Source organism: Flavobacterium sp., assembly GCF_024305175.1.
Taxonomy (GTDB): domain Bacteria; phylum Bacteroidota; class Bacteroidia; order Flavobacteriales; family Flavobacteriaceae; genus Flavobacterium.
Map to the genome: position 1 here is coordinate 24,120 of NZ_JAMWYY010000014.1, position 23,590 is coordinate 47,709.

A 23,590-nucleotide genomic window follows, 5' to 3' on the forward strand; every position below is an offset into this window, starting at 1 on the left:
TTATGGACAAGGCCCTTCTAAAGAATTAATCCAGTCTGCCATTAGCTGTATGCCTTCATCATGCTTAATAGTGCGGCCAAGCATAGGCATACGATAAGATTCATCTGTAGTGTTAAGCCTGTAATATAATGCGCTTCGCGCAGGATTGCCTTTGGCTACAATATGAGAAATAGACGGATTTATAAACTCCAGAGGTTCTATGCATACACCCAGATTTTCTGGGTTTGTAGTCTCGCTAAAAGCAAAGCGCATAGGCATATAGTCGCAATGGGCGCCTTCACTGTGGCAGTGTGCACAGTTAATATCAACATAAGAGCGTACTCTTAGCTCTAAAGGCTGGCTGGCATCCTGCCAGTTAACAGTACTGGTTATATTGCCCGGCAGGTTATCTTCAAGATAGCCTTCCTGTATCCACCTGCTTAACTGGTTCGCGTTACCATCGGCATAGGCATACATCCTGTTAAGGTTCTGGGGCTTGGTGCCTATTGGTATGGCAAGCGGGCCTGAGTTACCGTTGCTGTTGTTTATTTTGTGGCAGGTAAGGCACTCTGTTTCCGAAGGTATCCTGTAGCTGGCACTTTTAGGTGAACCGTTTTCATTCCAGCTTACATCGGTAAAGCTGCCATCAAGGTCAAGAAACGCTTCTGTCTGCTCATCATTCCATACATAATCGGCAAAAAGCCACTCGCTGCCTTTTTTAATCATCAGCCTGGTTTCTATAATACGTGTAGTATTACCCGGCTGCACATTTTCATAATAAAAGTTTTTTATTAAAGCAGTGCCCGAGGGGAAGTTAAGCAACTCACTATCTGCGGTATAAACAGCTTTACTACCTGCCGGCATCCATATAAAACGTTTTTTATGGGCATAATCAGTAAATAATGCACTGTTCAGTTCATAAGGGAGTACTTTATAAGAGGGCTGAAGGTTTTTAAGATCGCCTTCAAAAAATTTATAATCGGAAAGTTTTGCATAGGGTACTGCAGTTAAGTCCATAACCACGGGCGATACCGGATCAGGAACTTCGGTGTATTCCTCACCGTCATCTGTACCACAGGCGGTAAACAGCATTAATGTTATTAACAGAAGAGTTTTTAAATAATAGTTGTATTTCATAAAGTTATCCTACATAATTGTGTGAATGATAACAAATATAGAAATAAAAACCCTACTTCATTAAATTAAATTAAATTTTAAAAACTGTTAATCACAAGTGTTTTCAAGGCTGTTTATCCAGTCTTCAATAAGCTCCAGCCCTTCCTGGTGCACAACGGTGCGCCCAAGTGTGGGCATCATTTCCGATTGTATTGTGGTGCTCATCCTGAAATGCATTAATGACCCCTCTACATCTCCGCCCTTCACGATATACTGCTGGTTACCTGTAACAAAATCTACAGGCTCCCTGCAAACACCTAGGTTAAAAGCTGTTTCGCTTTGTGCGAAAGAAAGTTCCATAGGTGTATAGTCGCATGATGTCCCCAAGCTATGGCAGTGTGCACAATTAATGTCAAGGTAAGAGCGCACGCGCAGTTCTAAAGGCTGTGTTTCGTCCTGCCAGTTAACCGTAGCTATTATACCATTTGGCTTGGTGTCTAAATATCCTGCATCTATCCATTTTGTCAGCTGGTTTTTAGTTCCGTCGGCATAGGCATACATCTTGTTAAGGTTTTGTGGTTTTACACCAACAGGTACAGGTGTTTCGTTTAACTGGTGGCATTTAAGGCAGTCCTGTGGTGTAGGTACTTTATAATTAGTAGACATGGCTGCACCGTTTTGGTTCCAGCTTATACGCAATGCATGTCCGTCAGTATCCAAAACTGCTTCTGTTTGCTCATCATTCCATACATAAGTAGCAAATATCCAGCCGCTTGCTTTTTTTATCATCAGCCTTGTCTCAACTATATATGTAGAATTTTCAGGGCCTACTGTATCATAATAAAAGTTTTTTATGAGTACAGTACCCACAGGAAAATCGGGTATTTTACTGTCTGAAATGTAAGTTGCTTTACTGCCCGCCGGCATCCAGATAAACCTTTTTTTAAGGGCATAATCAGTAAACAGTTCGCTGTTTAGATTATAAGGTAAAACCTTATACACTGGGCTTAGGTTTTTTAAATCGCCTTCATAAAAATTATACTCTGACAGGGTAGCATAAGGCACCGCATCGAGGTTTAAAGTTACAGGTGATACGGGTTCGTTATCAGGAGGCAGTTGTTTATAATCTTCGTCGTTACCACACGAAATAAAACACAATGATGAAATAATAAAGGTAACGGCGTTAAAAAAGTAATTGTTCTTCATATTTACGGTACTGTTACCGCAAATATAAAATATTTACTGAATTAGAGCTTATAACTCAACCCTTACATTCATTTCTTTAAGCATGTTAATCGATTCTGTAGTAGTATGGTCAAAATTTTCCTGATGGTAATCGTGCTGCTTTTTAAACTCTATTCTTTTTTTAGCGTTGTAAAAGCGGCGTACTTCTTCCAGCGTTGTAAAAACAGGACGTGGCACCGAAACATTTTTGCCTTCTTTATTTTTCGCAACCATTGTAAAATAAGATGAATTGCAATGCTTTACCTTGCCCGTTTGTATATTTTCTGAGCTTACCCTTATACCTACTACCATAGAGCTGTTGCCTACATAGTTTACAGATGCTTTTAGTGTAACGAGTTCGCCAACCTCGATAGGGTTTAAAAAATCTACGGTATCTACAGAGGCTGTAACACAGTACATACCCGAAAATTTAGATGCGGCGGCAAAAGCTATCTGGTCCATCAGCATTAAAATATACCCGCCATGTATTTTACCGCTAAAGTTGGTATGGCTTGGCAGCATAAGCTCTGAGATTGTAACTCGTGATGCGCTTAATTTCCTGAAATTATCTTCCATATTATTATTTACATGTTTAGCAAGTTGTGTGCATCATCCTCAAGCGCTTCTTCTTCTTTTTGTTCAGCGCGCTGAATTATAGTTTCAGGCAGCGTTTTTTTGGCTTTGGCTCCCATTTTCTTAAGCTTTTCTATAGAGGTTACAATATTGCCGCGCCCTTCTATCAGTTTATTCATGGCACCCTGATAGGCCTTTTTACCTTCGTCCATCCGTTTGCCCACAGTAATAAGGTCGGTAACAAAACCTTCAAATTTATCATATAATGCACCTGCCTGGCGAGCTATTTCATAAGCGTTTTCCTGCTGCTTCTGGTTGGTCCACATACTGTCTATAGTACGTAGTGTTGCCAGCAGTGTGCTCGGTGTAACAATTACTATATTTTTCTCAAAGGCTTTATTATATAATGTGTTGTCTTCATTTAATGCATACGCAAAAGCAGCCTCAATGGGTATAAAAAGCAGCACAAAATCGGGGCTCTCCATACTGTAAAGGTCATGGTAATTTTTAGCACTTAGCTGCTCTACATGGCGGCGTATGCTGTTGCAGTGCTCTTTAAGGTGTGCCAGCCTTAATGGGTCGTCTTCTTCATTCACATACCGTTCATAAGCCACGAGGGAAACTTTACTGTCAACCACCATTTTCTTACCATCGGGCAGGCTTATTACCACATCAGGCATTACGCGGCTTCCTTCTTCGGTGGTATGGCTCTGCTGCACAAAATACTCACGCCCTTTTTCCAGCCCCGATTTTTCGAGCACGCGCTCCAGTATAAGCTCACCCCAGTTGCCCTGCATTTTGGTGTCGCCCTTAAGCGCTTTGGTAAGGTTAAGCGTTTCACGGCTCATTTGCTCGTTCATTTCCCGCAGCCCTACTATCTGCTGCCGCAGCGCAGCATGATAATCGATACTCTCTTTATGGGTGTCTTCCACCTTTTTCTCAAACAGGTGTATTTTTTCCTGAAGCGGGGAGAGGATGTTCCTTATATTCTCCTTGTTCTGCTCGGTAAACTTATTCGATTTCTCCTCAAGTATTTTATTGGCAAGATTTTCAAACTCTTTGGTAAATTTTTCCCTTAGGTGTTCTGTTTCCTGCCTTTGTTCCTTCATGCGTTCCAAAAGGTTGTCATAATCGGTTTCCCTTTTGGTTAGTTGTATAGCCAGTGCGTCTTTTTCAGTACGCAGCCCGTTACGCTCTTCCTGCAGTTGTACAAACTGCTTTTCGAGTAATGCTTTTTCGTTGGAGGCCTGTTGCCTTAGTTGCTCTATCTGCATAAGGAAGCCTGCATTGCGTTCTTCCAGCACTTTTTTTTCGGATTCTGATTTTGAAGAAAAGAGTAACTTTCCTATGTATATGCCAATGGCTAAGGCAATAACAAAGGCGAGTAGTAATATAATAGTATCAGGCATTTTTATTGTATTTACTGAAACGTAAAAATAAGCAAAATACCTGCATGCAGTTTAAGTTATTATGATAAGATTTCTTTTCGGACTGTAGCTGTTTTAATATCATTGCTTAGGATACAGCTATTAAAAAAATATTACTAAACAGATGCTTATAAATAATGTTCTTCTATTACCTGCCTTATTAGCGAGTTGTTGTCGTTGCTATTGAATACTTTTTTCATTTTAGTTATCCTGTTGCGGATGGCACTTGGCGATAACGGAATTATTTGTTCTATGTCTTTTAACCTATAGCCCTTTGCCAGATACATTAAAATTTGCCGGTTATAATCTTCAATCATAATGCCTTTTTTCCATATAGTGTTCAGACACTGCTTTACCAACATACTCTTATATATCTTACCCGCAATTATATCACGTATTATATCAGGAAAATTGTAGGCTGTAATGTCATTTTTAATGGCAAGGCCTTCTGGTTTAACCTTTTTTATAAGGTCATAAATTATTAATACTTCGGTATGAGAAGTGATTATGAATACTTTACAGGAAGGGAACATTTTTTTTATTAATAATGCAATATCTCCACCTGAATTTAGCTTCTTTTCAGGATAGGAGGGAATATTATGATCCAGAATTGCGAGATCATAACCTGTTCCCGATTTAGCACAAATATCAATCATACTATATGCTTCCTGGCATGTTTGTACAATCGTAATATTATTGGTAGTAGCTACAACTGATTCTTCAACTATGAGATCCTTATACATTAGGGCTGTCATCGGATGGTCTTCTACAATTAATATATTCATAAGAAAGAATTTTTAATTGGGATGGATATTCAATAAAAGCCAATTTATTAAATTTTTAAGATAAAGAGTCGGAATATTAGTTAAATCTGAAGGTGTATTTACAACACATTTACATTGAATTGTTAAAATAATATTATATATGATAATATCATAAAGTTGTTTTTAAGTTTATTTTAACATAGAGTGTTGCTTTTTAATTGTTAATGTTAAAATGTCACTTAGCTGGTAATTAAGGGCTTATTTTTTTGCTAAGTTTAAGAAAATTTTAAACTTATGTCTAATCCAACTACTAATTATTATGCAACAAAAAAACATTTTTAAACATTTAAAGAAAATGCTTTTTCTCCTTTTCTGGATGATAGTATTTACAACAATTTCGTATGCCCAAAACGGAACTTCAATTTATTGGACACAACAAGTTGGGTGTATAGAATATGATAGTGAAGGTACATCTGAAGACCCTAAACGACTTCGACTATTAGAGGACATTGAAGATGGCCCTTGTGTAAGATTCTGCGAATATACTTCTGTAACATATACCATATTTGGTGATGACATAACAGATGTTTCGTGGACGGTTACCGGAGGTACTATAACTAATACTTATGGTCCGGTAAGTGAATCTGCATCAATTGATTGGGATGCTGCAGGTAACGGATTTATAGGTATAATTATAAGTTATTCTGACGGTTCTGAACAAAATATTACTATATGCGTAGAGAAAATAGTGAGCCCGAAAGCTGAATTTGATATTTACGGTATAAACCCGGAACCTGTTTTTTGTATTGATTCTGATGTGTATTTTGACAACCTCTCTATTACTAACGGAGGTACAGATTTGTTCGCTTATTTCTGGGATTTTGGCGACGGCACTTACTCAACAGCTTATGAGCCTATACATAATTATAACCAGGCAGGTAATTATAATGTAAAGTTAGTGGTGTATAACTTATGTAACTGTTACAGTTCTTATTCTTTAGAGGTAAAGATTGAAGATAAGCCCGATGTAGAAATATATTGCCCTGCTATAGTATGCGAAGGAGATGTAGCCAATTATACCACAAGTGCAAATTGTCCCGGTAACTGGGAAGTTACCGGCGGTACGATAGTAGCAAATAATGGTATAAGCATTGATGTAAGATGGGATCAGGTAGGGCCGGACGGTTTTGGAACAGTTAATTACAGAAGTGAATGTGCATGCCCTTTCTGGACGAGTATAAGGGTGCCAGTTATATTAAGGAGAGGTCAAATTACAGGGCCTTCAGAAATTTGTGTAGGAGATCAGGGTGTGTTTAGTTTGCCTCAGTGGGCAACAACAGATTTTCTATGGAATCTTAATTCTTTAAGCAACCCCGGATCAGCCACGAGCCTTGTTTATACTTCACAAAGAAACAAAATTGTAGTAGATGCTTTAGAACCGGGAGACTATGTGTTAGAGTGTAAATACTATAACACTCTTGTAGGCTGCGAAGGCTCAGCAAGTTTTAGTTTTACGATAGGAGAAGGAACATCTGTAATTGGAGAACAGGAAGTATGCGAAAATATTGAGTATACCTATACAAATTCTGAAAATGCTGTTGTTGACTGGACATTAATCAGTAATAATACTGTGGTTGCAACATTTACCGGGGTTAGTTTTCAGCATACATTTACCGATTCAGGTTCTTACACACTCTCTGTGGTAAATGGTAATAACTCATGTGATAGCGAACCTTTTACCATAGATGTTTATGATACCCCCCAGCCACCTTCAGGAACACTTGATGGGGAAATTTATATATGCCCCGGAAATCCTTATGAATATACACTTGCCAATAATAACCCTAATGTGTTATATGAATGGAGTGTTACAAACGGAACAATATTTGGAAGCTCTACAGGTGAAACTGTAACTGTAGAATTTGGCCCTGCCGGCCCATATGCACTTAGTGTAATACAAAAGTTTGTTACAGCACCGGGTTGTGAGTCTGAAGCTACGGTATTCGATATATACCCTTTACAACCGGATGTAGTAGTAACAAACGATGAAAATAAAACTATTTTCTGCCCGAGTAGTGTAACAACATATACAGCAAGTTTTTTAAATTTTACTCCGGATTATATCGAATGGCTTGTACTTGATAACTTCGGTAACGTTATTGATGGTATAAACAGCCCTACAGTAACAGTAAGCTGGAATGAAATTTCTAATAGTAATACGGGGGTTTTAAGGCTTCGGGTAAAGGCATGCGGAGAAGATTACTATATAGATACAAATGTAGAATTGTATGAACTGCCGGAATTGGATCTTGATGTGCCCACGGCTATTTGTTTTGGTTCACAAATTAATGCTGAATTGATAATAACATCTCCACAGCCTGTAACTTCTGGATCTGTATTGTGGGATTTCGGAAATGGCAGCACGCAAACTACCCCTGTAAGTTCGTCAGGGCTTTATACACTCAATAATCCTTATACTAATACTACAGGAAGCAATATAGATTTTACGATTACTGCTACTCTTGTTAGCCCTAACGGCTGTAGTCATGAACCTTATTCAACTGATGTTATACTTGTATATCCGCAAACTACAATAAGTATAAGCCCTGGTTACGATTATGGTATTTGCCCTGATAATTATGACGGAAGTATTATTATTTCTGCAAACGCTGTTAGTGGCCTTAACCTCACGTTGACTTACCAGTGGTATAGAAATAATACACCTATACCAAATGCAAACTCCAGTACATATCAGATACCCGTTGGAAGTCCATTAGGGGTGTATTATGTACAGGTTGAAGACAGTAACGGATGTATCGTAAATTCTCAGAATATTAGTGTTAGTGATAATTGTGAGCCTGGAGATCCATGCTCTATACCTTCTGATGCAAATATAAATTTAAGCGCAGGCTGGACTTCGTGTAATACAATTTCCGCATCGTTAAGTTTTAACGGTACAGCAAGTGTTAGCTGGGTAGGAAGCCCGCTTATTAGCCTTGTATCAGGAAATACCGGAGGCGCTCAGTTCTATTCAGATGTGCCGGGCACTCATTTAATAACTGCATTTATTACTTTCCAGACACCGCAAGGGCCTTGTATGACACAACGCCAGGTAGAAGTTATTACTAATTATGATCCGGATTTTAATTATACAGTTACCTGCAACGGCGCTGGAACAGGTTATGATGTAACCTTGTTTAATAATAGTACAATATTTGATATTGGCTCCGATAATCCTGTTACCTACACCTTTAGCAGTCCTGCTATGACAACACAGACAGGAGAAGAAGTAACAGTTTCTAATTTAGCTCCCGGAAGCTATAATTTTACTCTCCAGTTAACTTCACCAGGCAGGCCGTCATGCAGTATAACCAAAACCATAGTGCTGGATCCGCTGCCTAATGCAAGTGTAGGGCCTATTGACAATGCTTATTGTGCCGAGTCGCCGATAACCTTAACTATTAACAATTACAATCCAAATAATACATACCAGTGGTTTTTTAACGGAACCAGCTATATTGCCAGCGGCCCTGTAACTGAGATACAAATTGCTAACGCTTTTACCAACTTTCAGGTAATGCTTGAGGAAAGTTCCCCACTAAGTTGTTCTTCTATAAGTTACTCAGGTTTTACAGATATAATAAAGAATGAATATCTTAACGCATTATTAACGTCAGCCAATACCCCTGCTTGCCAAGGACAAAATCCTTCTCCTACTATAACATTTAATCCTGGCTTGGGTGCTCCTATGCCCGCTTCTTTTGATTGGATGAAGGGAGACCAAGTGGTAGCTACTTCCATGAGTAACGTATTTACTCCACCTGCTACCGGAACGTATTGGGTAACGGCATATGATGCAAACGGTTGTAAGTTTGCATCTAATTCCGGAGCTTCAGTTATTATATTATCACAGCCGCAGGTTCGTGTAAGCGGGCCTACTACAGTATGTAATGAAGGAGAGGAAAGTGTACATGGTTCGGGGCCATCAAGTGGTGTTGAATACAGGTGGCTTATTAATTCAGCCCCAGCTTCGGGTGCTTACGGTACATGGAGTTCTGCTACACCATTAGATATCCCAATAGATACTGCTACTCCGGGTACTTATACTTTTACTCTCGAAGTGAGGCTTACAGGTTCATCTGCCTGTAGTAACGCTGACAATATAACCGTAACGGTTTATCCTGCAGTTGCAGAGCCGGTACTGAGTTATCAGGTTATTACCTGCGAACCATATCTTGTTGAGGTAACTGCATCCGGAGGTCAGGGAAATTATAACTGGACTAATGGTACTTCAGGTACTACAACTTATTCTTCAATTGGCGGTGCTATTGGAGTATATTATACTGATGTTAACGGTTGCCAGACAAAATCAACCTTAACCATACCACATCCACTGGAAGCATCATTATGGATGATTCCTACCGGTTGCTATAGTTTATGTCTTACAGCAGACCCGGCATGGTATGTACTTGCCCCGCTTATTACTGTGGGTCATTACGAGTGGATGGTAAATAATCAGGTTGTACTTTCAGGTAACAACAGCCCTGTATCTAACATAGAAGTTACACAGGCCGGTGACTACCAGCTAATTTTAGAGCAGGATGGATGCGTTAAAGAAAGTAATACGTTTAGTGTATCACCAAGCTTTGAAGAATGTGAATATGATGATTGTAAACTCAGGATAGTAATCAGGAATGTTATATATAATGGAGAAGGAGTTTATCTGGTAAGTGGCTATATTGTTAATGGTTCTTCTGCGCCAATGACTGTTTCTCTAAGCAGTTTTAACAGTTATGGTGTTTATATTCCATCTTCAGTTACTATTCCTGCCGGAGGTACTTATAATTTTGGGCCTTTGCAATTTATTCCTGACAGTAGTTTTAATGGCGGAACGGATATACTGATTGTACAGGGAGAAGATTGCCTTCAGGCAGCAGAAATTACTTTCCCTAAGGGTGGTTCTTCACAGGCACGCAGTGCGGCGACGGGAGACGATACTAAACTAATAATGACGCCAAATCCTGCAGAAAGTTTTACGATTGTAGAATATGATTTAGGAAATATGTATTCATCTGCAGATAAATTAATAATTTATAATCTTCTTGGTGTACCGGTAAATGAAATTAAACTTAATGCTTTATCTGGTAAAATAGAAGTGTCAACCGAAATCCTCTCTTCAGGTAGCTACATTGTGAGCATAGAGGCAGACGGCCAACGTGCCTTGCAAAGGGTACTTGTAATAAAATAAATAATAAAAAAATGCCACAGTTTTTGCTGTGGCATTTTTTTATTATTATTTAAAAATAATTCAATTAAAATTTATGAAAAAACTATTACTAAGCCTGTTCTTTATTATCACATATTCAGTTTCCGCTCAGGAATACAACTGGCAGTGGGCAAAACGTGGTGGAGGAATTGTCAGCAGTCCAAGTGAAGGAGGTACATCATTTGCATATACCAATAGCGAGCAAATAAAAGATATCGTCGTTGATCATGATAACAACTATTATTTTCTTGCTTACATAACACGGCAGCAGACAGAATATGATGGCCTTCCAATTACGGTATATAATGAATATAATGCAATAGATGTACTATTAATCTCTACAACTTGCGATGGTACGTTCAGGTGGACGCAAACCCTTGGCGGTGGTGGTAATGACCGTAGCCATAAATTAGCTTTGGACAATGAAGGCGGATTATATCTAACTGCTACTGTGCAAAACCTTACTGGTCCTGGGCAAATATATGTACCGCCACATTTTTCTCCGGAAGTTGCACTTCCTTATCTTGATGGTACAGGGCAGGTACAGGAAGGATATAAAACCGCTGCGCTTGTAAAATATAATACAGATGATGGCTCACTGGCATGGTATAAAATGCTTCAGGGTGATGTGAATTTGAATAATTTAGGCTCATTAATGGGACCTGTTATAGTAGATAATAATGGTAATGTCAGGTTGCTGGTAGGGCTTGTTTACGGTACACATTTAGAGGGGCAGGTAACTGTTCCTGAAACCTTTACTAATACTGCCAAATTCTTTATTGTAACAGTAAGCCCTGAAGGCGAATACCTCGATGTATTGGACTTACCAATGGAAGGTATTATAGAGCAGTCACAGGTTCAATTTAATTATGATGAAATTCTTAGCAGATATTATATATCAGGTCATCGTACTTATCCAGGAAACAGCACTTTAATACCGCTTTCTTATGGTGGTACAGCATTTGAAAAATGTTCATTTATTCTTGCTATTGACGAAGAAGGTAATGAAATTTGGCGTTTAGAAGAAAATATGTCGCTTAACGCTAACACCACCCGGATATTTGATTTCGTATTAGATGAAGATTCAAGTTTTTATATAAGCGGTATTTATAATAATAATGGGGGGGCTGTAACGACATTCAGCAACTACACACTTCCTCCAACTCCGGGAATGGTTGCATTTGTCCTGAAAATGTCACCTGATGGTATGGTAACCTGGGGAAGTGCACCGGATACAGAAACATCATTAAATTTCCCGTATGATATTGCAATAAATGGCGATGAAATTGCGGTAGCTACAGAGATGTTTCAGGGCACTTGGGATGAAGTTTCAATTGACCGCGGCCAAAATTATTTAAGTGACCCGGTAATATTGCGAATAAATAAAGAAACAGGAGTAGCTTTTGCGCTGCATGATGTTATGGGCAACTTTGGCAATAAAGATTCTTTTACAGCAATTGCAACTGATAATGATGGTAATTATATTGCAGGAGGATACCAAAGAAATCAACTGTTTACAGCAGAAGATGATGGTATTGAAACGCTTACAAAAGTTGGCGGTATAACAAGCTATACTGATTTTTTTATTGCCAAGCTGGCTGCTGTACCCTGCGGAACAAATGCAGGAATTGAAGACCATAGCTTTAATAATCTAAAAGTATATCCTAATCCTACAAATGGGCTTATCTATCTACAAACGGAAGAAACCGTTAGCGCGTTTGAAGTTATGAACCTGTTAGGGCAGATAGTTAAAAGTGGAGATGTAAAAAATTCTCAAAACAGTATACAATTAGAAGAACTTAAAAGTGGTACTTATTTGCTGAAACTATATACTGCTGATGGTAAAGTTGTAAGCCAAAAGATAATTAAGGAGTAAATTTTAAATCCATATATTTTTAATATTCAGTATACTATATGATATTATACTTGAAATAGCAAAGCCTTTCGATTTCTCGAAAGGCTTTTTCTTTCGGGGAGGTATGACGACTTAAAACCACCACAAACACCTTATATACTCATATTGAAAGACGCTCACCGTTTTACTCACAAGGATTTATAACGGTAATAGTAATAAGTTTAATTATTATTTATAAAAGAGATTTGAATGTGCCTTAATATGACTGAGCGGAAGGTGGTATAACATATATAGTGATCAAATTCTGCCGGGATAATTTACTGACCTACTAAGAATCCAGCGTTATGCGTGCTGTACCTACTGTAATTAAATCTGTAATAAGAAGCGCACATTCTGCTTCGCGGGTCACCTTTTGTTTCAGAAGCTGTGTTATATAAAGCGCAAAATAAGATCACAAGAGTCATAAAAATCATATGCAGGCTATACTATTTTTCTGAATGTTGATACGTATCATAATGTTTCCGGTTCCTGAGCCATTATCTTTTGTGCAACTGCCTTAAAAGGATTTTCTTTTAACGGAAATAATAATTTAGTAGAGTAGGGGTTATACCTTCACTTTTTGAAATATCAACGATAAGGGCATTTTAAAAGCCTTTAGTATTTTAGTTTAAGCATTATAAAAATTATTATTGTAGTAATGATTAACAGTTAATAATATTAATTCTTTAATTGCTTTTACGTTGCATTTTGACCAGGTATAACATAGCTTCTTCAACAACCTGACGGGGCGCTTTGGGATTAAACCCGAGTTGGTGTCTTGCCTTTGAAATATCAAAATCCTGTTTAAGCCCGGAGAACATTGCAATATCCTTAATCGTGAGTACAGGCGCTTTACCCAATATTTTACTTACAGATTCCATAAGTGCTGCCACAAAAAATAAAACAACTTTAGGAACTGAAACGGGTAGTTTTATATTGAGGTTAGGGAAAAGCTGCTTTGCAATAATAGTAGTCTCTCTCAATGATATAGATTTTTCATTGGCAAGTATATACCTTTCGCCATTTAATCCTTTTTCAGCAGCCATATAGCATCCTTCAGCTACATCTTTAACATTAATCCAGTTTATGTTGATATTTGTTTCAACAGGAACTTTTCCTTTCAGTATCAGGTCAATTATATTATATGATGTACTTAAAGGTTTAAAAGCGGTACTGCCAATCATGGCAGAGGGTAATACGGCAACAAGTTCAATATTCAGTTTTTTTGCCAGCTCAAAAGCCAGTTTTTCGCCATCGCTCTTTGAGTTGTAGTACATATCCCTGCGGTCAGGGTTATAGCCGTTATCTTCTGTTATTGGCGTTTTAGTATAATTAAGCGCAGCTATAGAGCTTATGTATACAATTTTTTGTACACAGGCTTCTGCTGCCGCTTCAATCATATATCTTGTACCCTGTACATTAACATCATAAATTTCTTCCTTCGGATTTTTAGCCCACAATTTAAACACTGCGCCAACAGCATAAAATGTATGAACATCCTGCAGCGCCCTTACCATAGATTTTTTATCGGTCATATCTGCATAAACCACTTCGCAGTCGAGCCCTTCAAAAGGAGCTTTATTGGTAATATCTCTTACAGATGCCCTTACTGGTATGCCTTTTTTTAACAGCAGCCTTACCAGGTTATTACCTAAATGTCCGTTAGCACCGGTAACAAGTGCCAGATTTTGTTTTTTCATAATTTATGTATTTAATTATGAAACAAAATTGAGCTTAATGATTGTAACTGCACTTCACAAATGTTACTTAATCAACGGCCTGTAATTTTTTTCCTGATCCTGCTCAGGCTTTTGGGGTTCATCCCTAAAAATGATGCTATATATTGCAGAGGAACGTTATGCAATACATCAGGATGGGATTTTATAAAATGGAGGTATCGGTCTTCGGCAGTTAAAGTGGCCAGTGCTTTAGCCCTGTTTTCATTGTATAAAATAGATTGCTGGAAAACCCAAATACTAAAGTCTTTAAGGGCAGGACTATTATTTATTATATAATCGAGGTCTTTTTTGCTGATACGCAGCAGGTGGCACTCACTTATGCATTCCAGGTTTTCACCGGCAGGTGTCTGATCTGAAAAATGCCTGTAGGAAGTAATGAAACCAGGAGGGCAGTTTATATGTGAGGTAACCTCATTACCGTCTTTGTTATAGCTGAATAACCTGATAAAACCTGAAACGACAAAATACAAATATTTTGGTATTTGTCCTTCTTCTTCAATAATCCTGTTTTTTGGGTATAATATGGGTTCAAAATAACCTTCGCATAGTAAGATATCCTTTTCATTAAGAACCACACTCTCCTCTATAGTATTTATAAGGCTATCTATCATTGTACTAATGTACTTAGTTTTATTGAACTTTGGTTAATAAATACAGAGGCTTTGCATAATTCTTTACCAGCTATAGTTTTGTGTCTTTTTTATGCGTAAGCACTTTAAAATTATCAGGAATAATTTAATTAAGCTTTTAGTAGAATTTATGCCATTAGTTAATGTAAACTTAAAAAAAATTATACTTGAAAAGTAACAGAGGGCTAAAGTTTAATCTTCTCAAAGAATTTGTTTTTGTATGTCCCGCTTATTGGGATTCTCTGATTGTCTATAATAATCTTATTTCTTTGTATAACTTCAACATATTTTAAGTTTACCACAAAAGAGTTATGAACCCGTATAAAAAGATTATCAGGAAGCTTTTCCATCAGGTTTTTAAAGTTGGAAAGTGTTAAGACATACCGGTTATTTGTAAGATGAATTTTAAGATAATCTTTTAATCCTTCTATATATTTAATATCCTCAATAACAATTTTTACACTTTCATAATCTGATTTAACGAAAATAAACCGGCTTGGAATTTTATAATCTATAGCTTGTTCGGATGGTAGTATTTCAGAAGTATTTTTATTCAGTTTGTTTACCGCCTTCAGAAACCGTTTATATGAAACAGGCTTTACAAGATAATCTACTGCATCAAATTCAAATGCATCAATTGCAAACTGTGGGTATGCGGTAGTAAATATTAAGCTGGGTTTTGTATTAAGTGTTTCTATAAATTCTAATCCTGTAAGTATTGGCATCTCAATATCCAAAAATAAGAGATCTACCCTGTTGCTATTGATAAACTTCATAGCTTCTATAGGATTTGTAAATGTGGCAATCAATTCTATATCATTGATAGACTCACAATATTTTTTTATAATATCTATAGCCAGTGGTTCATCATCTATTATTACAGTATTTATTTTCATTTAAGAAACAAGGTTAATTCAACTATAAATTTACCGTTTTTAAGTTTTGTATAAAATATATTTTTTTCAGGAAAGCATATATCAATACGTTCAACGGCATTTTTTATGCCCAAACCAGTATCATTAACCCTAAAATATGCATTAGTGTTAACATCATTAATTACATTAAACTTTATTGAATCATCTTGTATGGTAAATTCGATGTTAATATTACTTATTTCCCCATTCGTCATAACACCATATTTAAAAGCGTTTTCTACAAAAGAAATAAAGAGTAATGGCGGAATCATGATACCCTGCGGATTTCCCGTAACTTTAAATGTAACTTTATTGTTGCTGGTAAGTCTTAGTTTTTGCAGTTCAATATAGTTTTCTATATAAAAAATGTCCTGCTCCAGCCTAACCATCTCTTTATTTGTTTCATAAAGCATATAACGCATCAAATCGGCAAGATTTAATATTGCTTCCGGTGTTTTAGAAGATTTTTTTATTGAAAGCGAATATATGGTATTAAGAGAGTTAAAGAAGAAATGCGGATTTAGTTGTGCTTTTAGCAGATTAAGCTCTATGGTTTTCTTCTGAGCTTCTGTTTCTGCCTGTTGCTTAAGAGAGGCATTTAACCTTGAATATATCCGTAATAAGGTACTTATTGAAAGATGCAGTACAATCATAGCAGTATAAGGAAAAACCTTTACCATGAAGCTATGAGGCCGTTCTGGAGGTAGCTGAGACAATACTAAGGGAGGTATGTCTAAAGGATCTAACAACATTAAAATGTATGAAAGCGTTATAATGAGGATTATTATAGAGCCTATATACAATAGCCGTTTAGAACGTAAAAGTAAGCGTGGTACAAGATAAGAATAGTTAAAATAGAAAACAGAGACAGGCACAACTATTCGCCATACTTTAAATGTCCCTTCACCTGTTAAAGTGTTTATAACAGGAAAAGAGAGAACTAACACCCAAACAAAAAAATGTATTATAAAAGTCCTGAAACTGCTTTTTTGGTATAAAATGCTTAACATTTAAGTTTAATATTTAGTCTGTAAAGATCATCCTGTTTAATGGTAGGTACTTTGTTTTCCTGAATTAAATTTTTTACAGCATTACCTACTTTAAGGGCATCAACGCTGTCGCAGAACATTTTATTACCATTTTGTGAAGGAATAGTATTTTGTTTAATCAGGACTTTTCCATTTTCTGTTATTTTATATCCGTAACCCGCATCTGATTTATATACTTCTACCAAAAGTATATCATTACTGCATGATACAGCAGCTACTGCTGCAACTATAAATAAAAAAATAATTTTCATGATAAATGGTAATAGGCCAAATATTGCTATTTGGCCGTTGTTTAAACATAACTTAACATATACAAAAACTTACTACTGTTTTTTAGTCATCATCTTCCTGGTCTTCAAAAGGCAAAAATTCCATCATATCATCAAAATAATAGGTGCCGCTTTTACCCAGCCCTACAAAGCCACGAATACCATTTGAGAAAGCAACAGCATCAACACGGCTTGCGGCCTCAAAATCTGTCTTGCTTCTCCATTTATCTGTAGAAGGGTCATATTCCCAAACACTGTTTCCATTGTCGCCACCACATATATATCCATAACTGCCTATGGCAAAAGCTGTAGCCTGCGATCTCATAATACTGTAATCGTCATCATCATCAAGATCAGTCAGCCGCGTCCAGGTTTCGCTTTGCGTATCAAATTTCCAGAAATCATCCTGGTGTGAGCCGTTAGATATTCCAGTACCAAAGTAAACAAAGTTATCTATAGTAAAAGTTGTGGCTTCTCTTCTTTTGTTACCTCCAAAACCAAATAATTCTATCCATGTATCTTCTTCCGGAATGTATTTCCAAAAATCTTTACGGTCATTCTGGCCGTCAAAACCAGAGCCTACGTACCCTGCTGTTACAGAGTTAAACCCAACTGCCGCACGTCTTGGTGTACCCCCAAAATCTGCAATTGGTGTCCATATACCGGTTGTTGTATCATACTTGTAAAAGTCGGCAAGTTCTTCTGTACCGTTATACCCTGTACCTACATATCCAAATCCGTTAACCATAAAGCCTGTTGCAGAGCTTCTTGGTTCACCCGGAAAGTCAGCAATTTGTTCCCAGTAACCACCATCAATATTATAGCGCCAAAAGTCGGTAAGGTAATCGTCACCATCATAGCCTGTACCCAAATAGGCAAAGTTTTCATCAGCAAATATTACAGCACTGCTTCTGGGCGATCCGTCAAAAACTGTACTTGTTATCCAGTTCCCTATATCCTTTGTTGTGTCATCATCAGAGCAGCTGGTTAATGCCATTGTTGCTATCAGTGTTATAAATGTAGATTTCAATAATCTTGTCATAGTTATTTTTTAAGATTAAACTTGTATATAAAATTTAGTGAAAATGAAATGTTATTCTCTAATGGTACATCGAGCTGATTGCCCGCATTGCCTTCCATTTCAAATTTATTATAAAGCGTTTTTGCTATTAAAAAACTGGTTTCCCAACCTGTATGTGATGTATATGTGTAGCCTGTACCTGCCGAAATATCGAACCATTCAAGATAATCAATCTTATCTTCCCCTAAACCAGAATAGAAATAGTTGTTTCCGTTATTTTTTGCATAAGCCGATGATGTTCGTGCCCATGCACTAAACGAATGTTCCTGAGATATACTGTAAGTAAATACAGTTTCGGGTATCCCAATATTTATATCAAATTTTCTTATTGAAGCTTGTAACGACATAATTGGAAAAATTATGGGCTTACCGTAATTTGTACTGTAGCTTGCTCCGAAAAAAACATTCCACATCTCACTTTTACCAATTTTTCTGTTAAAGCTTAAACTCGCTTCCGGTATTATATTTTCAAGTTCAGGTTTGTTATCTGTAAACCACACAAGCTGTGGAGCAAAAACCAGGCTCATGTTCCATTTTTGGTTAAGTGCCCTTGTATATGTTAGCGAACCCTTTATAGAGAGTATATTATCAACGTTTTCTGTTTCAAATGCAGACATCATTGGGTGTTCAATACTTACACGGTTAATATCTAACATATATTTCCAGTTATTATGGCTGTACAGAGAACCAAACTGATGGCGGTAAATAGATGCCGTATCATCATTATAAAAAGCCGAATAAGTATAGTTAGCAGATGTATTGTATTCCTGAGATATCATAACATTATTTAATAGCAGAAACAATAACATTAATAAACGTACATGCATGTAATAAACTTTATCCAAAAGTAGATTTTAAAGAATTGTCCTAAAATCATAATATACACAATGGATGTTTTAATCGACATATTGGTTAATTATTACAACAACTTATCCCATAGCTATCTATGCATATATCAAACTGCCTGTCGGTAAATTCGGGTTTACTGTCTTTATTATTCTGCAGTTCATATATATCATTTTAAGTGTATGTCTTAGATTTCTACTTTAGCGGCATAAGCCATATATAATGACATTTAAAAACATAACTATTGGTATAATCACTCTATTAATAATATTATGCTCTTGTGATAATACAGAGTCGTTTTCATCAGATGATGATTTTATTCAGAGTGATGTACGTATTATTGATGTAGACACTTTCGCCATTGAAATGAGCACCTACAGGTATGATAGTATTATCAGCTCGGGCAACAGGTTACTGGTTGGGCGCTACATAGATCCTTATTTTGGAGAAGTGAAAGCCTCTGCTTATGTAGAGTTTACCCCGGCAAATTATTATTACACACTTGATGACGATGTTGTGTTTGATTCTATTGTACTGAACCTGAGTTATGATGGTTACTATTATAGTGATACCTTACTTACCAAAACAATAGAGGTGCGAAAACTGGCAAAAGAAATAAGGTTGCCAAGCTCTCAGACTAATTATTATAATACCACATTGCTGCAGTCAGATAATGAAGTGATAGGGCAAAAAAGCTTTAAGCCCAGAATAGGCAATGATTCACTTACAATTACCCTTAATCCCGTTTTAGGTAATACTATTTTTAATGTATTAAAAAGTAACAATGTTAACGATAGGGAGGAGTTCCTGAATTACTTAAAAGGGCTTTACATCGCACCCTCAGATTTTGAGAATGCTGCTATTACAGGATTTGCCCCGGCGCAATCATACATACGCCTATACTATTCAAACCCTGGTGATGGTGATGTTGAGAGTGAATATATTGATTTGGTTTACAACAGCAGTTCAAACAAATTCTTCAATAATATACAGGGCAATGCCAGCGGAACTATAACACAGGTAATAGGGGGAGGACAGGAGAATGAAGTGAAATCTAACGACTTACAAGATTTGGCTTTCATCCAGTCCGGGCTGGGGCTAATGACAAAAGTAACCTTTCCATCCATCAGAAATATAAGGGAATATAACGATGGTAAAGGCGATATTTTTAAGGCACAGCTAAAAATTAAACTTGATAAACGCTACTATAATGATAACTATCCGATACGCGATTCTGTATATCTCTGTACTGTAGACCAAAACAACGATATAATTGCTTATGGAGGTGTTGGCTATATAGCAAGAGAAGACCCTGAAATTAATGAAGTGTATTTAACAGCAGATGTTAATTTTTTCCTGCAGAGCGTCCTTACCGATGGCAGATACCTTAATTACGGGCTGATATTTGTGCCTTATAATTATAATTCATCGGTTGACAGGCTTATACTTAATGGCGAAAACAATCAGTATCACAGCTCTGAGCTAAAGTTAACTTATGTAATTTATGATTAATTTAAAAAAAGGTTTTTTTACCTGTGTTGTTATTTATAATGTTGCGGCATTTAGCCAAACAGGAAACCTTACAAGTTCTCCTTATTCACTTTTTGGAGTAGGCAGGCAAAATGAGCTTGGTTCAGGCAAAACCAATGCTTTAGGCAGAGGTGGCTTTGCCCTGGGCAGCGAGAGCGAAATAAACAGCTTAAATCCTGCTTCGTTTGGCTCTATTCCTAAAAATTCTTTCTTTTTTGATTTGGGAATGAAAAACGAAAACAGTTATTACATTGGCAGTAATGATGAGCAATCAAACAATACCTCAAACTTCTCTAACATATCAATGGCACTGGCGTTTGATAAAAAGTCGGCTATCGGGGTTTCTTTATTTCCTTATACTAATGTTGGCTACAACATTTCTGCCGTAACCGGCACAGTAGAAGGGTCATCAGATTTTTACAGAAGCAATATAGTAGGTAGCGGAGGCCTTAATAGTTTTCATATAAACTATGGCAGAAAGCTTAACGACCGACTTAATGTAGGTGTGCGTGGCATTTATTATTTTGGTAAAATAAATGAAGTTGAAACAGTAAATATTCAGGAAAATAAGCTTCTTATAGACGAAAGTCATTATTACAAAGGCATACAGTTTTCTTTAGGAGGGCAATACAAGCTGCGGGATAATTTAGGTATAGGAGTGGCCGTTAACCTGCCTGCTTCTTTATCGGGGTCTAAAGAGCAAGCCGTATCATCTGTTATTGACGGAGTAGAAAGCGAAATAGAAGCTGCTGAAAACATTAAGATAAGGTCTTATCAGCTCCCGACAGAAATAGGTATTGGCACTAAATATACATATAAGGCATTTACATTTAACGCCGATTATAAGCTTAGCCTTTGGAGCGGAACCAATGAGGAAGAAAACGCTATAGATGAGCTTACTAATCAGCATTTTGTTGGTGGCGGCGTAGAATATTTAGAAGGCGGCAGGAGTTACTTTAGTAAGATGCGCTTTAGGATGGGAGGTAATTATGATACAGGCCATATGCTGATTGACGGCTCAAAAATAAGGAGTGCCTCTGTTACAGCAGGTATAGGATTACCTTTAAGCTTAAGGTACAACAGTTTTATTAATATTTCTTATAGTTACGGCCAGCGCGGACAGTTATCTGATATGCTTATTCGCGAAAACTACCATCTTGTATCGATAAATTTATCGCTTGAGGAAATATGGCTTGTAAAAAGATTAATAGAATAGATAAGAAGAAATTATAGTTTTCATTTGGGTTTTGTGTAATTGCCCGGGAGCATGCTACTTTATCCCGGGCTACTTTTAATTACTTATTTGCTTCAGGGAAAAGAAGTATTTAATCGCGGCTGTAGGTTGTAGCTGAAGAAACGCAGGCAATAAAGCTATAATTACAAGAGTAAATTACCGTCTTCCAGTACTATTTTACGGTCACTATTATCAGCAATATCATTATCATGCGTTACTGCTATAATAGTCTGCCCAAAATCTGACGACAGCTGCCTGAAGATATCAAAAACAATCTTACTGTTTTTACTGTCAAGATTTCCTGTAGGTTCATCGCACATTATTATTGCAGGGTCATTTATAAGTGCACGAGCTATAGATATTCGTTGTTGCTGCCCGCCGCTAAGTTTAGAGGCAGGTTTTTGTGCCTGGTCTTCAAGTCCCAGTATTCTAAGTTTTTCCATAGCTTTATGCTCAATTTCCTCTCTGCTTAGCCTGCCCAGCTTCATAGCGGGTATCATTATATTTTTAAGGCATGTAAATTCAGGCAGCAAATAGTGAAACTGAAAAACAAAGCCGATATTTTCATTTCGTATGGATGCAAGCGTGTCTATGCTGCTGCCGGTTATGTTTTTACCGAGTATTTCTATACTGCCTTCATAATCCCTATCCATAGTGCTTAGGCAGTACAGCAAAGTAGATTTGCCTGAACCGCTTTTACCAACCAGCGTAAGGAATTCACCTTTAAATACCTCGATATTTATATCATTAAGTACCCTGAATTTTACAGGATCATAAAAATATTTAGTAACCGAGTGTGTTTTTAATACTGTAGTTTGCATAGCTTATCGTCTGAAAATTGAAACAGGATCAACTTTTGATGCTTTCCTGGCAGGAAAATATCCTGCACAAATAGTTATGCCCAAACCTAAAAGGAAACTTTTCATAAATATTACTAACTCAAAATATATTGGAAAGTAACCTATAGGCGGGCCTACATATATTCCCGACATTAATTTTACCATGATCAGGCCTATGCATACACCTGCAAATGTGCCAAGAAGGCCCATGATAAAAGCTTCGGAAACAAATATGCGTATAACATCTTTACCCGAAAAGCCAATAGCTTTAAGTATAGCAATGTCATTTATTTTTTGTGAAACAGTCATGTTAAGTATATTATATATGCCAAACCCCGCAACAAGCAGTATAGAGAGTGATATTGCACCCATCATGAGCCCTCTTACACTGTCTCCGGCAAGCACGTCGGCATTAGTGGTCTTCCAGTCTTCTACCGTATACTCTGTTAATTGTTTTAGCATGCCAACATATGCTTCCGATTCATCCGGGTCTGGCGTGTTGGCATAAATGGCAGAAACAAAATCAGGTCCTTCTTTAAGGAATTGCTGTGCCGTAACAATATTTGTGTAGCACTTGGAACTGTCGTTAAAATCGCTGCCTGTAGAAAAAATGCCTACTATCTTTAGCACTTTTACCACACCATAAGACGATGATACAGTTATATTGTCGTCTACAGTCAGGCTCAGCTTATCGCTGATACTACTGCCTATAATTATTCCATTCTTGTTATCCTGCAACGCCATAAGGCTGCCTGCCACCATATATTCATTAAAGTTGAACATGGCACTATAATCCATAATGCTAACCCCGTTGCCGGTTCCCTTAATCTGGGTGCTGCCACGGCTGTAAAAAGCATCAAAGTTTACCTGTGCTATAGCGTTGGTTATGTAGGGCTGTTTCTTAACATTGTTAAGTAATGCTTCGGGATTAATTATTTTTTTTGAAACATTGGTAATCTGGGGGTTAATGATAACAGTTAGAGTATTTTTATGCGCAACCAGTGGCTTGCTCATTATGTCATCCTTGTAAATTTTAATGTGTGCATTGCTCTTAAATATCTCATTTCGCGAATATTTTGTAAATCCGGCACTAAGTGAGTTCATGAACAGGTAAATAGCCATACCAATTGTTACACCCAGCGCAGCTGTTATTGTCTGCTTTTTCCGCGAGAGTATATGTGTGAGTGCTATGCTGTAATTTACATTTAGTTTCATAG

18 protein-coding genes are annotated in these 23,590 nt (G+C 37.1%); 4 read left to right on the plus strand and 14 right to left on the minus strand.

Annotated features, from left to right (window positions below):
* The 5 genes from Q0K96_RS05160 to Q0K96_RS05180 all read right to left on the minus strand — a co-directional run bounded on the left by Q0K96_RS05160 (position 1) and on the right by Q0K96_RS05180 (position 5,104).
* Positions 1 to 1,071 (minus strand): hypothetical protein, encoded by a 1,071-nt coding sequence (locus Q0K96_RS05160; RefSeq protein WP_297332939.1) that lies wholly within the window; start codon positions 1,069 to 1,071, stop codon positions 1 to 3.
* A gap of 132 nt (positions 1,072 to 1,203) precedes the next feature.
* Entirely contained in the window at positions 1,204 to 2,301 is a 1,098-nt protein-coding gene (locus Q0K96_RS05165; RefSeq protein WP_297332940.1) for a hypothetical protein, read from the minus strand.
* Positions 2,302 to 2,349: 48 nt separating this feature from the next.
* The gene (locus Q0K96_RS05170) at positions 2,350 to 2,895 is read right to left on the minus strand and encodes an acyl-CoA thioesterase (protein WP_297332941.1); all 546 of its coding nucleotides are present in this window, start codon (positions 2,893 to 2,895) and stop codon (positions 2,350 to 2,352) included.
* Between the two features lie 8 nt (positions 2,896 to 2,903).
* Entirely contained in the window at positions 2,904 to 4,301 is a 1,398-nt protein-coding gene (gene rmuC, locus Q0K96_RS05175) for a DNA recombination protein RmuC (RefSeq protein WP_297332942.1), read from the minus strand.
* Between the two features lie 146 nt (positions 4,302 to 4,447).
* Entirely contained in the window at positions 4,448 to 5,104 is a 657-nt protein-coding gene (locus tag Q0K96_RS05180) for a DNA-binding response regulator (RefSeq protein ID WP_297332943.1), read from the minus strand.
* Positions 5,105 to 5,438: 334 nt separating this feature from the next.
* Here Q0K96_RS05180 and Q0K96_RS05185 point away from each other — a divergent pair, with 334 nt between their 5' ends.
* Positions 5,439 to 10,331: a PKD domain-containing protein gene (locus tag Q0K96_RS05185; RefSeq protein WP_297332944.1), complete on the plus strand. Its 4,893-nt coding sequence runs from the start codon at positions 5,439 to 5,441 to the stop codon at positions 10,329 to 10,331.
* A 73-nt stretch (positions 10,332 to 10,404) separates the two neighbouring features.
* Positions 10,405 to 12,225: a T9SS type A sorting domain-containing protein gene (locus Q0K96_RS05190; protein WP_297332945.1), complete on the plus strand. Its 1,821-nt coding sequence runs from the start codon at positions 10,405 to 10,407 to the stop codon at positions 12,223 to 12,225.
* 704 nt (positions 12,226 to 12,929) lie between these two features.
* Here the strand turns inward: Q0K96_RS05190 and Q0K96_RS05195 are convergent.
* The 7 genes from Q0K96_RS05195 to Q0K96_RS05225 form a co-directional block, all read right to left on the minus strand.
* Positions 12,930 to 13,943, minus strand: a complete 1,014-nt coding sequence (locus tag Q0K96_RS05195; protein WP_297332946.1) for an NAD-dependent epimerase/dehydratase family protein — start codon at positions 13,941 to 13,943, stop codon at positions 12,930 to 12,932.
* Positions 13,944 to 14,014: 71 nt separating this feature from the next.
* Positions 14,015 to 14,593: a Crp/Fnr family transcriptional regulator gene (locus tag Q0K96_RS05200; RefSeq protein ID WP_297332947.1), complete on the minus strand. Its 579-nt coding sequence runs from the start codon at positions 14,591 to 14,593 to the stop codon at positions 14,015 to 14,017.
* Between the two features lie 203 nt (positions 14,594 to 14,796).
* The gene (locus Q0K96_RS05205; RefSeq protein ID WP_297332948.1) at positions 14,797 to 15,507 is read right to left on the minus strand and encodes a LytTR family DNA-binding domain-containing protein; all 711 of its coding nucleotides are present in this window, start codon (positions 15,505 to 15,507) and stop codon (positions 14,797 to 14,799) included.
* Positions 15,504 to 16,205 (minus strand): sensor histidine kinase, encoded by a 702-nt coding sequence (locus Q0K96_RS05210; RefSeq protein ID WP_297332949.1) that lies wholly within the window; start codon positions 16,203 to 16,205, stop codon positions 15,504 to 15,506. Before Q0K96_RS05210 ends, Q0K96_RS05205 begins: the two co-directional genes overlap by 4 nt.
* A gap of 323 nt (positions 16,206 to 16,528) precedes the next feature.
* A complete protein-coding gene (locus Q0K96_RS05215; protein WP_297332950.1) occupies positions 16,529 to 16,825 on the minus strand; it encodes a DUF4907 domain-containing protein in 297 nt (98 codons plus the stop codon).
* 82 nt (positions 16,826 to 16,907) lie between these two features.
* A complete protein-coding gene (locus tag Q0K96_RS05220; RefSeq protein ID WP_297332951.1) occupies positions 16,908 to 17,885 on the minus strand; it encodes a kelch-like protein in 978 nt (325 codons plus the stop codon).
* A 2-nt stretch (positions 17,886 to 17,887) separates the two neighbouring features.
* Complete coding sequence (locus Q0K96_RS05225; protein WP_297332952.1) at positions 17,888 to 18,703, minus strand: DUF6268 family outer membrane beta-barrel protein; 816 nt, start codon at positions 18,701 to 18,703, stop codon at positions 17,888 to 17,890.
* 289 nt (positions 18,704 to 18,992) lie between these two features.
* Here Q0K96_RS05225 and Q0K96_RS05230 point away from each other — a divergent pair, with 289 nt between their 5' ends.
* Together Q0K96_RS05230 and Q0K96_RS05235 are read left to right on the plus strand one after the other, a co-directional pair.
* Entirely contained in the window at positions 18,993 to 20,282 is a 1,290-nt protein-coding gene (locus Q0K96_RS05230) for a DUF4270 family protein (RefSeq protein WP_297332953.1), read from the plus strand.
* Positions 20,275 to 21,516, plus strand: a complete 1,242-nt coding sequence (locus tag Q0K96_RS05235) for a hypothetical protein (RefSeq protein ID WP_297332954.1) — start codon at positions 20,275 to 20,277, stop codon at positions 21,514 to 21,516. The genes Q0K96_RS05230 and Q0K96_RS05235 overlap by 8 nt, the downstream gene beginning before the upstream one ends.
* 161 nt (positions 21,517 to 21,677) lie before the next feature.
* Here Q0K96_RS05235 and Q0K96_RS05240 read toward each other — a convergent pair whose 3' ends face one another.
* Positions 21,678 to 22,355 (minus strand): ABC transporter ATP-binding protein, encoded by a 678-nt coding sequence (locus Q0K96_RS05240; protein ID WP_297332955.1) that lies wholly within the window; start codon positions 22,353 to 22,355, stop codon positions 21,678 to 21,680.
* 3 nt (positions 22,356 to 22,358) lie between these two features.
* Positions 22,359 to 23,588: an FtsX-like permease family protein gene (locus Q0K96_RS05245; protein WP_297332956.1), complete on the minus strand. Its 1,230-nt coding sequence runs from the start codon at positions 23,586 to 23,588 to the stop codon at positions 22,359 to 22,361.
* Positions 23,589 to 23,590 lie beyond the last annotated feature (2 nt).